The sequence below is a fragment of the Corynebacterium sp. LK2537 genome, from assembly GCF_040946485.1.
In the GTDB taxonomy this organism is placed as follows: Bacteria; Actinomycetota; Actinomycetes; order Mycobacteriales; family Mycobacteriaceae; genus Corynebacterium.
Genome location: NZ_JAYWLQ010000001.1, coordinates 209692 through 222875 on the forward strand (window position 1 = coordinate 209692; position 13184 = coordinate 222875).

At 66.9% G+C, this 13184-nt stretch carries 13 protein-coding genes and 7 tRNA genes; 4 read left to right on the plus strand and 16 right to left on the minus strand.

The genetic code is table 11. The features are described from left to right. Window positions 1-95: 95 nt before the first annotated feature. The gene (locus tag VVS03_RS00990) at window positions 96-923 is read right to left on the minus strand and encodes an acyl-CoA thioesterase (RefSeq protein WP_368533935.1); all 828 of its coding nucleotides are present in this window, start codon (window positions 921-923) and stop codon (window positions 96-98) included. 144 nt (window positions 924-1067) lie between these two features. Between VVS03_RS00990 and VVS03_RS00995 the strand changes: the two genes are divergently transcribed. Together VVS03_RS00995 and VVS03_RS01000 are read left to right on the plus strand one after the other, a co-directional pair. After that, complete coding sequence (locus VVS03_RS00995; protein ID WP_368533934.1) at window positions 1068-1547, plus strand: DUF3817 domain-containing protein; 480 nt, start codon at window positions 1068-1070, stop codon at window positions 1545-1547. Window positions 1548-1649: 102 nt separating this feature from the next. Continuing rightward, window positions 1650-2963: a DUF2029 domain-containing protein gene (locus tag VVS03_RS01000; protein ID WP_368533933.1), complete on the plus strand. Its 1314-nt coding sequence runs from the start codon at window positions 1650-1652 to the stop codon at window positions 2961-2963. Here VVS03_RS01000 and VVS03_RS01005 read toward each other — a convergent pair. The 15 genes from VVS03_RS01005 to VVS03_RS01075 form a co-directional block, all read right to left on the minus strand. Then, window positions 2880-3335, minus strand: a complete 456-nt coding sequence (locus tag VVS03_RS01005) for a hypothetical protein (RefSeq protein ID WP_368519224.1) — start codon at window positions 3333-3335, stop codon at window positions 2880-2882. The two genes, VVS03_RS01000 and VVS03_RS01005, sit on opposite strands and share 84 nt — an antisense overlap. Continuing rightward, window positions 3336-4439, minus strand: coding sequence for a glycosyltransferase family 4 protein (locus VVS03_RS01010; RefSeq protein WP_368533932.1), 1104 nt, complete (start codon window positions 4437-4439; stop codon window positions 3336-3338). It lies immediately after the preceding gene. A gap of 5 nt (window positions 4440-4444) precedes the next feature. Beyond that, entirely contained in the window at window positions 4445-5371 is a 927-nt protein-coding gene (locus tag VVS03_RS01015) for a phosphatidylinositol mannoside acyltransferase (protein ID WP_368519222.1), read from the minus strand. 15 nt (window positions 5372-5386) lie between these two features. After that, window positions 5387-6004 carry a phosphatidylinositol phosphate synthase gene (pgsA, locus tag VVS03_RS01020; RefSeq protein ID WP_368519221.1) on the minus strand — a complete coding sequence of 206 codons (618 nt, stop codon included), beginning with the start codon at window positions 6002-6004 and terminating at the stop codon, window positions 5387-5389. Further along, window positions 5997-6572 (minus strand): HIT domain-containing protein, encoded by a 576-nt coding sequence (locus tag VVS03_RS01025; protein ID WP_368534558.1) that lies wholly within the window; start codon window positions 6570-6572, stop codon window positions 5997-5999. Before VVS03_RS01025 ends, pgsA begins: the two co-directional genes overlap by 8 nt. After that, window positions 6565-8622, minus strand: a complete 2058-nt coding sequence (gene thrS, locus VVS03_RS01030; RefSeq protein WP_368519219.1) for a threonine--tRNA ligase — start codon at window positions 8620-8622, stop codon at window positions 6565-6567. The genes VVS03_RS01025 and thrS overlap by 8 nt, the downstream gene beginning before the upstream one ends. 72 nt (window positions 8623-8694) lie before the next feature. After that, on the minus strand, window positions 8695-9948 hold the full coding sequence (locus tag VVS03_RS01035; RefSeq protein ID WP_368519218.1) for a Dyp-type peroxidase: 1254 nt from the start codon (window positions 9946-9948) through the stop codon (window positions 8695-8697). Between the two features lie 19 nt (window positions 9949-9967). After that, window positions 9968-10654 (minus strand): copper chaperone PCu(A)C, encoded by a 687-nt coding sequence (locus tag VVS03_RS01040; RefSeq protein WP_368534559.1) that lies wholly within the window; start codon window positions 10652-10654, stop codon window positions 9968-9970. A 15-nt stretch (window positions 10655-10669) separates the two neighbouring features. Beyond that, on the minus strand, window positions 10670-11227 hold the full coding sequence (locus VVS03_RS01045; RefSeq protein ID WP_368519216.1) for a copper resistance CopC family protein: 558 nt from the start codon (window positions 11225-11227) through the stop codon (window positions 10670-10672). A 231-nt stretch (window positions 11228-11458) separates the two neighbouring features. Next, window positions 11459-11531: transfer RNA gene (locus VVS03_RS01050), tRNA-Gly, on the minus strand. A gap of 53 nt (window positions 11532-11584) precedes the next feature. Then, window positions 11585-11659: transfer RNA gene (locus VVS03_RS01055), tRNA-Val, on the minus strand. Between the two features lie 25 nt (window positions 11660-11684). After that, window positions 11685-11758, minus strand: a tRNA-Cys gene (locus VVS03_RS01060). Between the two features lie 44 nt (window positions 11759-11802). Then, a tRNA-Gly gene (locus VVS03_RS01065) sits at window positions 11803-11878 on the minus strand. A 52-nt stretch (window positions 11879-11930) separates the two neighbouring features. Further along, a tRNA-Val gene (locus VVS03_RS01070) sits at window positions 11931-12005 on the minus strand. Between the two features lie 31 nt (window positions 12006-12036). Beyond that, window positions 12037-12109 (minus strand) — tRNA-Gly (locus VVS03_RS01075). Window positions 12110-12343: 234 nt separating this feature from the next. Here VVS03_RS01075 and VVS03_RS01080 point away from each other — a divergent pair. After that, a tRNA-Val gene (locus tag VVS03_RS01080) sits at window positions 12344-12418 on the plus strand. A 71-nt stretch (window positions 12419-12489) separates the two neighbouring features. Further along, complete coding sequence (locus VVS03_RS01085) at window positions 12490-13173, plus strand: pyrimidine reductase family protein (RefSeq protein ID WP_368521209.1); 684 nt, start codon at window positions 12490-12492, stop codon at window positions 13171-13173. The last annotated feature ends 11 nt before the right edge of the window (window positions 13174-13184 follow it).

Below are 13184 nucleotides of genomic sequence, written 5' to 3' on the forward strand. Positions count from 1 at the left end.
AGGTGTGCCCCTTCCTAGTTGGTTTTAACTAACGCGATTATACGTGCCGCGGTCGCCGCGTCTCACTAAGACCCCGCACACGCGGCCCAAGTCGGTCATTCCTTCAGCCAACGGATGAGCCCCTCCTGGCTCACCTGGGCCACCAGCGCCCCGTCCTGGCGGTAGACCCGCCCCTGGGCGAAACCGCGCCCGCCGCCGGCGAACGGCGAGTCCTGCTCGTAGAGCAACCACTCGTCGACGCGGATCTCGTCGAAGAACCAGAGGCTGTGATCGAGGCTGGCCATCTGCACGCGCGCCTCGGGGTGGGAAATCAGCGTCGAGTTCAGCAGGGTCATATCCGACAGGTAGGACAAGGCCACCTGGTTCAGGGCCGGATCCTCGCCCAACCCGGCGTTATAGCGAAACCAAATGTGCCGCGCGCCGGCGCCGTATTTGTCCTGGGCGTGGCGGGAATTGTCGTGCTCGTCGGGAACCATGAGCACGTCCCAGTCGCTCCACTCGCCCAACACGATGCGCGAGGACGACGGCCAATCCTCCGCGCTCGCGCGGCACTCCTCCGGGCCCGGCACGTCCGGCAGCTGCGCGGCGTGCTCCGGGCCCTGGTCGCCGGGGCGGCGGAAGCTGACCAGCATCTCCACGATCTCCTTATCCCCCTGCCAGCCGGTGACCCGGCGGTGGCTGAAGGTGCGCCCGTCCCGGATGGTGTGCACGGTGAAATCGATGGGCTCGGCAGACAGTCCGCCGCCGACGAAATACGCGTGCAGCGAGTTCGCCGTCTTGCCTTCCACGGTCTGCTGCGCCGCCTGCAGCGCCTGGCCGACGACCTGCCCGCCGAAGGTGCGCTTCATCTCCGAGGGCACCCCGGGCCCGCGGTAGCGCCTATCCCCCAGGTCGGACATCTCAATTACCTGCCGAAACGACACCCTAAACTCCCTTCTTCTGGCAGGCGGGCGCCGCGCCAGTGCGCGCGAGCTAGCGCCCGGGCCAGTCCGGGAACTATGACGCCCACCACATATACGGCTGCCCACCTTACCCCGTGGGGCGAGCCTCCGTAAGATGGTCGGGCGATGACTCCCCAGAAACTACACCTGTCCGCCGCCGTGCTCGAGATGTTTACCTGGACCCTGTTGTTGGTGGGCATGGCCCTGAAATACTCCGGTATGACCGAGGCCGTCGTCCCGGTCGCCGGCAGCATCCATGGCTTCGGTTTCTTGAGCTTCCTGGTCATGACCTGCCTGATCTGGATCAACAACCGGTGGCCCCTGGGCGTCGGCGTCCTGGGCCTGGCCGTTTCCGCCATCCCCTTCGCCGCCCTGCCCTTCGCCCTCTGGACGGCCCGCCGCGGCCTGGTGGCCGGCGGATGGCGCTACCGTGACACGGACAGCGCGGCTACCCCCGCCGGGCCCGCCGACGCGCTGTTGGCGCAAGCGGTGCGCCACCCCGTGCGCTCTATCCTGTTGGCGGTAGTGGTTATTGCTATCGTATTTGGGGTCCTCGTGACGCTGGGCCCGCCCGTCGATGTCGAAGGAATCATCAGCGGTTCTTAAGGCCCTTCCTTCCAGCTGCGCGAGCGCTTTGGCTCGCCGTAGCCCGGCGCTCGTTGGCGCCAGTTTCTGTCCGTGTTGTGATGATGAAAAGACTTTTGAATAATGACTAAGCTCCTGCGGGCACGCGGTGGACTCCGCCGCGTCCCGGTCGTGTGGGTCGGCTGGGCCATCGCGCGCCTGTGCCTGGCTGTGCTCATCAAGCTCAACCACGAGCCGCGGGGCGATCTTTTCTACTACCACGCGGCCATTTTCGGCTCGAACCCGCAGGATATGACCGAATACCCGCACGCCGGGACCTGGCCGACCTACCTGGCCGCCTGGCTGGGCGGCAGCGAGATCATGGCCTTCATGTTCGTCTTCGCCCTTTTCTGCCTGGCCTGCGACGCCGCCTTCCTCGCCGCTCTGCTCCACCGCCACGACACACGCCCGACCGCCTTTGCCGCCGCCTGGTTCTGGGTGCTGTTCGGGCTGGCCGCCGGCCACGTCTTCCTCATGCGCCTGGACATCTTCCCCGGGCTGGCCGTCGGCTTTGCCGCGCTGGTCATTCACCGTTGGCCCGTGCTCTCCTCCAGCCTTATCGCCCTGGCCTGCGCGATGAAGCTGTGGCCGGGCGTACTCGCCGCCGGGTTGGTCGGGCGCTTTTCCAGCGCCCGCGCCTGGCTGCGGGTGCTGAGCTTCGGGGTGTCCCTGGTGGCCTTCGCCGGCATCACACTGCTCGCGGGCGGGTGGGAGCGCCTGACCAGTCCCCTGGACTACCAAAACGTCCGCGGCCTGCAGATCGAGTCGGTCGCGGCCACGCCCTTTATGTGGGACGCCTACCGGCACCCGGCGGCCTACGAGATTGGCATGGCGCCGTCGAAGTCCTTCGAGATCACCGGCGCGGGCACCGACGGCGCGGTGCAGGCCACGGCCTGGGCGATGGGCATCGTTATCGCCTTCGCGCTGCTCTGGGCGCTCTACCGCTTCATCTGGGGCGGCTGGAGCCCGCAGACCACCATCTCCTGGGCCGGGGTCGTCGTGCTGGGGCTTATCGTGACCAACAAGGTCTTCTCCCCGCAGTACATCATCTGGTTCGGCCCGCTTATCGCGGTCGCCCTGCGCACGACGGCGCCGGGAAGCGCGCGCCGCAAGGTAGTGGCAGCCCTGGGGGTGATGACTGTGATCTGCGCGGGCCTGGGGACCTATATCTACCCCTTCGGCTACGACTACCTCTGGAATTTCGTCGGCGAGCAGCTAGCCCCCGTGGCCGCGCTGGTTGCGCGCAACGCGCTGGTCGTGGCCATGTTCGTGCTCGCGCTGGTGTGGTGGGCCCTGGAGCTGCGCGCCCAGGGGCTAGAACGCCGTGAGATCAAAGAACTCGGGCAGCCGGGCGGTGCCGCCCAGCCGGAAGGTGCGCACGAGGGGGCGCAGGCGTAGCGCCCGGGTGTCGGCCACCGCCTCGTTGTAGAAGCGGTGGGCTAGCTGGACGCGCACCTCGGCGTCGACCAGCTGCGCCGGCACCGGGTCGCACAGGCGGCGGATTTCCTCTCCCAGCCGGTGCTCGAGGTCGCTGCGCTGGGTGAACTGGCCCGGCACCAGGGCGGTCGCCTCGGCCTGCGCGCTGGCCTCGGCCAGCCGCGGCTCCAGCGCGGCCGCCACCGCCGCGCGCCTGTCCAGCGCCGCCTGCAGCTGCGCCAGGGCCGCGTCCGTGCGGATGTGCAGCGTGTTGAGCCGCTGGGCCGTGAAATAAGCCCAGAGCATCACCACGGTCACCACCACGGCGGCGACCACGAGCAAAGCGGTACCCATTTATTTCACCTGCACTTTCGATCCGTCTTGCACGGTCTCATAGACCGCCATCACCTGGGCGGCCACGTGATCCCAGTCGTAAGTTCGCGCTCGGCGGGTGCCGGCGGCCGTGAGCCTGGCGCGCAGCTGTGGGTCGTCCAGCACGTGGTTGAGCTGCCGGGCTAGCGCGGCGGCGTCGCCGTTGGCAAAGAGCAGGCCGGCCGGCTCGTCCGATTCCACGTCGCAGACCGCCGCGAAGGCCTCGAGGTCGCTGGCGACGACCGCGCAGCCGGCGGCCATGGCCTCCACCAGCACGATGCCGAAGGACTCGCCGCCGGTATTCGGGGCGACGTAGATATCCGCCCGGCCCAGAATCTCCGCCTTCTCGGCGTCGCTGACGCGGCCGGCGAAGTCCACCCCGTCGACCTCGCGGGCCCGTCCCCCGCCCATCACGGTCACCCGCACCTCGTGGTGGACCTGGGGCAGGGCCTCTAAGAGGATGTCCAGGCCCTTGCGCGGCTCGTCCAGCCGGCCCAGGAAAACAATCTCGGGGCGCGGGTCCGCCCGCTGCGTTTCCTCCTGCGCCTGGCGGGAGCGCGCGTAGACCGACGTGTCCACCCCGTTGGGGATGAGCACCGGGTCCCCGCCGAGTTGCTCGACCTGCCAGCGGCGCGCCATCTCGGAGACCGCGATCCCGCCGCGGACTTTCTCCAGGATCGGCGCCAGGACGGGCTTGGCCAGGGTCAGGATGGTCGAGTTGGCGGCCGAGGCGTGGTAGGTCGCCACGATGGGCCCGGTGGCGAGGTAGAGCGCCACCATGGAATAGCTCGGCGAGTTCGGCTCGTGGATGTGCAGGACGTCGAAATTCCCCTCGGTGATGAACTCCCGCAGCCGCCGAAAGACCTGCGGGCCGATGGCCAGGCGGGCCACGGAGCCGTTATAGGCGATGGGGATAGACCGCCCGCCCTTGACCACGAAGTACGGCAGCTCGGTGTCTTCGTCCGCTGGCCCGATAACGCGCACGTAGTGCCCTTGCTCCAGGTAGACCGTCGCCAGGTCAAGGATGTGGGCTTGAACTCCGCCGGGTTCGTCGAAGGAATAGGGGCACACGATACCAATCCGCATGGGTGCTAACTCCCCCTCTTCTCGGCCTTGTGGGCGCGTTCGGCCCGCCGCCGCTCGACATCAACGTTCCACTGCGGTTGCAGTATGTGCCAGTCGGCCGGGTGCGCCGCGATATTCTCGGCGAAACCGTCCGCCATCCGCTGGGTCGTTTCCGCCACGTCGGTCACTTCCAGCGCCGGCGCGCAGGACAGGCCCCAGCCATCCTCGGTGAACCAGGGGTGCACCACGTGCAGGCGCGCGCCGGTCTGCGCGGCCAGCAGGGCCGGGCCGGCGGCCATATTCGCCGTCTCCCCGAAGAAATCGACCGGCACGCCGGTGCGCGACAGGTCCCGCTCGGCCAGCAGGCAGACGATGCCCCCTGCGGCCAGCACCTCCTTCAGCCGGCCAAAGGGCGGCTGGGCTCCCCCGGTCAGCGGCAGGACCTCGAAGCCTAGGGACTCGCGGTAGTCCACGAAGGCATCGAAAAGCACCTCGGGGCGCAGGCGCTCAGCAACGGTGGTGAACTGGCCGTGCATGCCCACCAGGCAGACCCCGGCCATGTCCCAGTTGCCCGAGTGCGGCAACGCCAGGATGACGCCGCGCCCGCGAGCCAGGCTCTCCTCCAGGTGTTCGCGGCCGACCAGGTCGCGCTGCAGGGCCGCGTGCAGGCCCGGGTCGTCGTGGATGGACGGCAGGCGGAAGGCCTCTTTCCAGTAGCGCATATACGAGCGCATCGACGCGCGCACCAGTTCGCGCGTGACGTTTTCAGGCCCCACGACGCGGGCCAGGTTGCGGCGCAGCTGGTCCATGCCCCGCCCGTGGTCGCAGGCCAGGTCCGCGATCCGGTCGAAGAGCCAGGAGGCCCAGGACTCCGGCAGCCAGCGGACTACCCGCCAGCCGGCCAGATACCCGAGCGCCGAGAAATCGATATCGCGTGCGAGAAACCGCGCCATTGCTGCCCCTTAAAGTTAAGCTCGGTCGGCTACCTTGTCCTGCTTCATGGCCATGATGAGCCGCTGGTAGATGGTAAACACCGAGCCGACGGCTAGGATCCACAGGGCGATAGCCAACGCGTTGGGCACGCCGAAGCCCTCCAGCCCCACGCCGACTAGGCCGATGATGAGCCGCTCGGGCCGCTCAATCAGCCCGCCGACCATGCGCAGCCCGGAGGCCTCGCCGCGGGCCTTGACGTAGGAGATGACCTGCGAGGAGACCAGGACGATGAGCCCGGCCGCCACGGTGGACGGGTGGGCGTCGACGGTATAGACCAGGTACCAGATAATGGCCGCGAAAAGCGCGCCGTCGGTCACACGGTCGCAGGAGGCGTCCAGCGTCGCGCCAAACGGCGTGCCCCCGCCGCGGATGCGGGCCATGGTCCCGTCGATCATGTCGAAGGCGGCGAAAAGCCCGGACAGCACCGCCGCCCAGACCAGGTGCCCGGAGGGGATCAACAGCACCGAGATGGCGATGGTCACGATGGCGCCGACCGCGGTCACTGCATTCGGGGTCAGCCCGACCTTCAGAGCCGCCTTGGCTACCGGTTCCACCACCACCGCGGCTGGTTTCCTGCCGTGCACACTAAGCACGCGAATCCTCCTCGTCTATGTCCTGCCACGCTGCGGCCAAAAGACGACGCGTCTCCTGCAACAGCTGCGGCAGTACTTTAACCCCATCCAGGATAGTCATAAAATTGCTATCTCCCGGCCACCGCGGCACGACGTGCATGTGCAGGTGGTCTCCCACCGAGCCGCCGGAAGCCTTACCTAGGTTAAGCCCCACGTTGACCGCCTCCGGACGCGACACCCGCTTGAGGACGCGAATTGCCTTTTTCACAAAGGCCATCATCTCCGTGGTCTCGGACTCGGTGAGGTTTTCCAGCTGGGACTCCTTGCGGTAAGGCACCACCATGAGGTGTCCCGCGTTGTAAGGGAAGAGGTTCAGCAGCGCGTAGACCTGCCTACCGCGGGCGATGATGAGCCCGTCCTCGTCGCTGCCCTGCGGGGCTTCGACGAACGGGTCCTTCGACCGCTTCTGGATATAGGCCATGCGGTACGGGGCCCAGAGCCGCTCAAGGCGGTCTGGCTCACCCGCCCCGGCGTCGACGTAGGCGCCGGGTTCGGGCTGTGCGGATTCCGCGTTTTGGCCACTAGCCACGGAGGTTGTCCTCGCTCGGCTGGTCGTTGACCCGCTGGGTCACCCACTTGTCGATGAGCTCGACGGCCTCGTCGACCGGCACGCCGTTGACCTGAGAGCCGTCGAGGAAGCGGAAGGAGACCGCCCCGGCCTCGACGTCGCGGCCGCCGGCCAGCAGCATGAACGGAACCTTGCCCGTGGTGTGGTTGCGGATCTTCTTCTGCATGCGGTCGTCGGAGGTATCCACGTCGGCGCGGATGCCGCGGGAGCGCAGCTTCGCGGTGACGTCCTCCAGGTAGGAGACGAATTCGTCCGCCACCGGGATGCCGATGACCTGCTGCGGGGCCAGCCAGGCCGGGAAGGCGCCGGCGTAGTGCTCCAGCAGGACGCCGAAGAAGCGTTCGATGGAGCCGAACAGCGCGCGGTGGATCATGATCGGGCGCTGCTTGGAGCCGTCCGGGGCGGTGTATTCCAGCTCGAAGCGCTCCGGCAGGTTGAAGTCCAGCTGCACGGTGGACATCTGCCAGGTGCGGCCGATGGCGTCGCGCGCCTGGACCGAAATCTTCGGGCCGTAGAAGGCCGCGCCCGCCGGGTCCGGGACCAGCTCGAGGCCGGACTTGGTGGCCACGCGCTCCAGGATGCTGGTGGAGCGCTCCCAGATCTCGTCCGAGCCGACAAACTTGTTCGGGTCCTTGGTGGACAGCTCCAGGTAGAAGTCGTCCAGGCCGTAGTCCTGCAGCAGGGAGATGATGAACTCCAGCACCTTGGTCAGCTCGTTCTCGAGCTGGTCCTCGGTGCAGTAGATGTGGGCATCGTCCTGCGTGAAGCCGCGCGCCCGGGTCAAGCCGTGGACCACGCCGGACTTCTCGTAGCGGTAGACCGTGCCGAACTCGAACAGGCGCAGCGGCAGCTCGCGGTAGGAGCGCCCGCGAGAGGCGAAGATCAGGTTGTGGAACGGGCAGTTCATCGGCTTGGCGTAGTAATCCTGCGGCTGCTTGGTGCAGTTGCCCTCCGCGTCGTACTCGCCGTCCAGCTGCATGGGCGGGAACATACCGTCCGCGTAGAAGTCCAGGTGGCCGGACTTCTTGAACAAGTCGCCCTTGGTGATGTGCGGGGTGTTGACGAAGGAGTAGCCGTCCGCCAGGTGGCGGCGGCGGGAGTGGTTTTCCATCTCCATGCGCACGATGCCGCCGTTCGGGTGGAAGACCGGGAAGCCGGAGCCGATCTCATCCGGGAAGCTGAACAGGTCCAGCTCCGCGCCCAAGCGGCGGTGGTCGCGCTTTTCGGCCTCGGCCATCAGCGTCTGGTAGGCCTCCAGGGCCTCCTTGGACTCGAAGGCGGTGCCGTAGATGCGCTGCAGGCCGGCCTTGGACTGGTCGCCGCGCCAGTAGGCGGCCGAGGAGCGGGTCAGCGCGAACGCCGGGATGTACTTGGTGGTCGGCAGGTGCGGGCCGCGGCACAGGTCGAACCACTCGACCTCGTTGGTGCGCGGGTTGACGTTGTCGTAGAAGGTCAGGTCGCCGGCGCCGACCTCGGCGGCCTCGTCCGAATCCGGGTCGACGTTGCCCTTGTCCTGGATGAGCTCCAGCTTGAAGGGCTCGTCGGCGAGCGCCTCGGCGGCCTGCTCCGGGCTCTCGTAGACCCCGCGGGCAAAGCGCTGGCCGGTCTTGATGATCTTCTTCATGCGCTTCTCGATGGCCTTGAGGTCCTCCGGGGTGAAGGGCTCTTCGGTCTGGAAGTCGTAGTAGAAGCCGTTCTCAATGGCCGGACCGATGCCCAGCTTGGTGCCCGGGAACTCCGCTTGGACGGCCTGGGCCAGCACGTGGGCGCAGGAGTGGCGGACCACCGCGCGGCCCTCCTCCTCGCTGGCGGCGACGGGGGTAAAGGTCTGCTCGGTCTCCGGGACGTGCGACAGGTCCTTGAGGTTGCCCTCGGCGTCGCGCACAACCACGACGGCCTCCGGGCCCTTGTTCGGCAAGTCCAGCTCGCGCATCGCTGCCCCGACGGCAGTGCCCGCCGGGCAGACGAAGGACTCGTAGTTCACGGGGACTGCAGGAATAGCTTCCGCCATTTGGTGCGCTCCTTTGCGCTCATGCGGGCAGCAGCATACCTGGCCGCGGCCCGCGGTTTATTATTCCGGGGCTTATCTTACCGCGTCCAGCAGTGCGGATCCCCAAAAGGCCGAGCCCGCGCCGCCGCTGCTGGTCCCGGGTGGGACGAAATAGACCGCGGAGCCGATGTGGCTAATCCAGGTGTTGAGGTGATCGGCCTCGTCCAGGCGGGCCTGGATGGGTTCGAACTGGCGCGTCGGGTCCTTCTGGAAGCAGATGAAGACCAGGCCCGCGTTGGACAGCTGGATGAGGTCTTCTTCCTGGGATTCGGCGTAGTCCGGCATCAGGTCGTAGCTGTACGGGCGCCGCTTGAGCTTTTGCTCGGGGTGGTCGGCCGGCGGCCGGGCCCGGGCCATGTGGGAGTTCGGATCGATGACCGGCAGGCCGTATTTGTCGGTGGCCGAGTAATCCGCCTCGTCCAGCTCCTCCTCGCCCGTCAGCGGCGCGCCGTTGGAAAGCTTGCGCCCCACGGAGTTCTCCCGCGTGGCCCGGTCCAGCTTTTCCCACGTGTCCAAGTTCATACGGATGCGGCGCACCACCATGCAGGTCCCGCCCTGGGCCCAGTCGGGGCCCTCATCAATCCAGACCTGTTCGTCGTATTCTTCCTCGCCGCGCGGGTTAACCGTGCCGTCGAGCTGGCCGAACAGGTTGCGGTGGGTCGCGCCCTGCGGCAGGGAGCCGAAGGAGTTGGCGAAGCCCTGCTGCAGCCACGTGACCTTGGCGTAATCGGTACCGGCGCGGATCATGTGCCGCATGGCGTGGGAGGCCATCACCGCGTCGTCGCAGCAGATCTGCAGCACGACGTCGGTCTGGCCCCATTTGTCGCTGAGCTGGTCCCGCGAGAAGGACTTGATGTCCCGCAGCCACTCCGGCTTCAGGTCCGCGGCGTCGAGCTTGTCGAAAACCGGCTCGCCCCAGCCGCAGGTGATGGTGAGGTTGGCGGGCACGTCCACCATCTCCGGCTCCAGGGAGCCCAGCGGGGTCTCGCCCGTGCACAGCGCCCGGGCGTCCTCCGTCCACAGGCTCATCAGGTTGCGAAAGCCCCGCTTGCCGATGCCCGGCTTCAGGTCAAAGCCCACCAAGTTCAGGTGGGCCTGCATGTCCGTGTCCACGCCCGCCTGGTGCTCGCCGTCAAAGGCAACGATCGCCTCCGCCAGCGGCTCGGACTGGCTGGCCTGCTCAATCGCGTCTTTTTCCTCCGCCTGGCTGCACGCGCTCAAGGCGAACGATGCCGCCCCCACCGCGCCCGCGCCCTGCAGGAAGTGCCGGCGATTAAGTCCCGTCATGGCTTTCGCTTACCTTCCCCTAGTGGCCGCTGTGGCCTTCGTGATCGGCGTGGTCGCCGTGATCACCGTGATCGGCGTGGTCGCCGTGCTTGTTGTGCTCGGCGTGATCGCTGTGATCGCCGTGGTCGGTGTCCTCGGCGTGGTCACCCGGGTCGCCGTGGTTGCTGTGATCGGTGGAGCCCAGGTCGCCGTAGTCCTCGTCGCCGGCGCCGATGCTGCGCACCGGCACCTCGCCCAGGTCGATGGTCTTGCCGTCGGTCAGGTGCAGCGTAATCGTCACAGACTCGCCGGCCATGACCGGCTCCTTCACACCCATCAGCATCAGGTGGTCGCCGCCCGGCTCCAGGGTGGCCTCGCCGCCGGCCGGAATGGTCAGCGGTTCGGTCATCTCGGACATCTGGCCATCGACGGTCTCGTGCAGCTGGGTCATCTCCGCTTCGATGCTGGTGCTAAACGACTCCACCTCCAGGTCGGAGTCGGTGTGGTTGACCAGGGTGCCGAAGATGGCGGTCATGTCCGAGTCCTCGGCCATCGCGCGCACGACGCCGCCTTCAAAGGTGACGTCCGTTTCGGCGGCCTGCTCCGACTCGGCGGAGGTGGTGGTCTGCGTGTCGTTCTGGTCCACGGGCTCTTCGCTCGGGGAGCAGGCCGCCAGGGACAGGGCCGAGGCGGCAACAGCGGAGACTACAAGACGGGGGTATTTCATGACAGATTCCTTTGTTTACTGTTCATCAATGGGGCGACGCTTGGCCAGAACCAGCACGACGACGGCGGCCAGCACCAACACGCCGCCGACGGCGAGGATCCACTTCAGCGGGCCATCGGCGCCGCCGATCTCTTCGCCGGGCTCGGGGACGGCGGACTCGTCGACGGCGACGCTGGAGTCGTCATCGCCGGCCACGGTGAAGCTGACTCCCCCGCGGGTGGCGTGCCCGTCCGAAGAGGTGATCTGGAAGCCGACCTGGTAGTCACCGGGACCCGGGTCGACGTCGTCCGGGGTCTCGATGGTCAGGTTGCGATCGTCGAGCTTAGGCTCGGCAGAAAACAGTACGTCCCCGGTTTCCTCGTTGGTCACGGCGAAGTTGTTGAAGCCCTCCCGCGGAATTCCGGAGAATTCCAGGGTGATGGTCTCGGGGAATTCGTCGAGGACCTGACCTTCGGTGACGGTGCCGCCGATGACGGCATCGTGAGCCAGGGCTACCGGCGCTGCCCACGCGGACAGGCCGAGGGCCCCGGCTGCCACCGCGGCGCCTGCAGTGCGCGGGGAAAATGAAAACATGTACTGCTCCTTACGGCGAGGACTCGCCTGGTCGTTCCAAGGTCGCAGCGGCACACACCGCGGGCTTGCCGCCGCGCTGCGCGACGCGTATCCGACTAGTCGCTCCATTGCTGGAAGTAGTTCCCAACAATGGCACAGATCTCACTGCTACTAGTTGTGCCCCCGATTGTCCCCCACCCGAGCGCGAACATACAAAACGCCGCCCCCAGCGGGGACGGCGTCGAAAAATTGAGCGGATGACGAGACTCGAACTCGCGACCCTCACCTTGGCAAGGTGATGCGCTACCAACTGCGCTACATCCGCAAATTTGAAACCAGGCCCGGTTTCAGGACTTCCCAACTAGGTTGGAAAACCCGTGGTGCGCGATACTGGGATTGAACCAGTGACCCCTTCCGTGTCAGGGAAGCGCTCTCCCGCTGAGCTAATCGCGCAGGCGTCGCCGGTGGCCACGCTAACTGGAGGTGGAAACGGGAATCGAACCCGTGTGCACGGTTTTGCAGACCGTTGCCTCACCACTCGGCCATTCCACCGTGGCGTATGCCGCCTCACACAAGTATACAAAGTGAAACTGTGTTGGAGCGGATGACGAGACTCGAACTCGCGACCCTCACCTTGGCAAGGTGATGCGCTACCAACTGCGCTACATCCGCATTTTCGAAACCCTTAAGGCTTCCGGACTTCCCAACTAGGTTGGAAAACCCGTGGTGCGCGATACTGGGATTGAACCAGTGACCTCTTCCGTGTCAGGGAAGCGCTCTCCCACTGAGCTAATCGCGCGGGATAACCACCTTCTCAAAGGAAGGCGCGGAGCGGATGACGAGACTCGAACTCGCGACCCTCACCTTGGCAAGGTGATGCGCTACCAACTGCGCTACATCCGCATGCACCATGTTAAGCCGAAGCTTTCTGTGCGGTGCGAGTAAAAACATTATCCTGAACCGGCCCCGGTTTACAAATCGCCCGCTCACGGGGCGGTTCTGGGGCCATTCGCGGCAGCTTGTGACGCAAGCTAAATGACACCGCTGTCATCCCCGGCCGCACGTGCCCGCCGATACCGCCGTTTTACTGGGGATTCGTCGAATCACGCGGCACCGTGCTACATTTTAGCCCAGCACGGTCCCATGGCTCAGTGGAAGAGCGTTCCGTTCACACCGGAAAGGTCGCTGGTTCGATCCCAGCTGGGACCACCACTTATTTTTAAGAGCGTCTCCCCTCCTACGGGGAGGCGCTCTTTTTGTATCCGCGCCCTAGGATGGTGGCCATGGATATCAACGCTTTGCTAGGCCCCGACCGCCGCGAAGTCCGGGCGGTGATGGTGGCTACGGTGACTGGCTCGGCATCGGCGGCCGGGACCTCCGAGTCCCTGGGCAACGACACCGACGCGCAGCTCTTGCAGGGCCTGCGGGACTGGGCCGAGGTCATCGTGGTGGGTGCGTCCACCGTGCGCGCCGAGGACTACGGCGGCGCCACCTCCGCGGCAGGCACGCCGGCCCCGATCGCGGTCGTCACCGGCAGCGCCGACATGGATCCGCGCTCCCGCTTCTTCACCGACTACTCCACCGCCCCGCTGCTGCTGGTCCCGCACGCCGCGCTCGCCCAGGCCGAGGTCCGCGAGCGCACCCGCCGGCTGGAGGCCCAAGGCGCCGAGATCATCGACGCCGGGACGGCCAGCCCCGCCGACCTCCTGGCCTGCCTGCGGGCCCGGGGCTACGGGCGCATCGTCTGCGAGGGCGGGCCGGGCCTGCTCTCCCAGTTCGTGGCCGCCGACGCCGTCGACGCCTTCTACCTGACCCTCGATCCCACGGTCACCTCGGCGGTGGAGACCCCCGTCGTCCGCGCCGACGATGCCACCTCCTCCCGCGCCACCCGGCTTACCCTGGACAATTGCGCCCCCGATGCCGACGGCACCGTGTTTCTGCGGTACCGGCGCGCGCGGAGGCCGTAAACTAGCTGGCC

What these genes read in the sequence shown, in the direction of transcription:
- VVS03_RS00995 (WP_368533934.1), top strand. Translation starts at nt 1,068, where the DNA reads ATGACTCCCCAGAAACTACACCTGTCCGCCGCCGTGCTCGAGATGTTT.
- VVS03_RS01000 (WP_368533933.1), top strand. Translation starts at nt 1,650, where the DNA reads ATGACTAAGCTCCTGCGGGCACGCGGTGGACTCCGCCGCGTCCCGGTC.
- VVS03_RS01005 (WP_368519224.1), bottom strand. Translation starts at nt 3,335, where the DNA reads ATGGGTACCGCTTTGCTCGTGGTCGCCGCCGTGGTGGTGACCGTGGTG.
- VVS03_RS01010 (WP_368533932.1), bottom strand. Translation starts at nt 4,439, where the DNA reads ATGCGGATTGGTATCGTGTGCCCCTATTCCTTCGACGAACCCGGCGGA.
- VVS03_RS01015 (WP_368519222.1), bottom strand. Translation starts at nt 5,371, where the DNA reads ATGGCGCGGTTTCTCGCACGCGATATCGATTTCTCGGCGCTCGGGTAT.
- thrS (WP_368519219.1), bottom strand. Translation starts at nt 8,622, where the DNA reads ATGGCGGAAGCTATTCCTGCAGTCCCCGTGAACTACGAGTCCTTCGTC.
- VVS03_RS01035 (WP_368519218.1), bottom strand. Translation starts at nt 9,948, where the DNA reads ATGACGGGACTTAATCGCCGGCACTTCCTGCAGGGCGCGGGCGCGGTG.
- VVS03_RS01040 (WP_368534559.1), bottom strand. Translation starts at nt 10,654, where the DNA reads ATGAAATACCCCCGTCTTGTAGTCTCCGCTGTTGCCGCCTCGGCCCTG.
- VVS03_RS01045 (WP_368519216.1), bottom strand. Translation starts at nt 11,227, where the DNA reads ATGTTTTCATTTTCCCCGCGCACTGCAGGCGCCGCGGTGGCAGCCGGG.
- VVS03_RS01085 (WP_368521209.1), top strand. Translation starts at nt 12,490, where the DNA reads ATGGATATCAACGCTTTGCTAGGCCCCGACCGCCGCGAAGTCCGGGCG.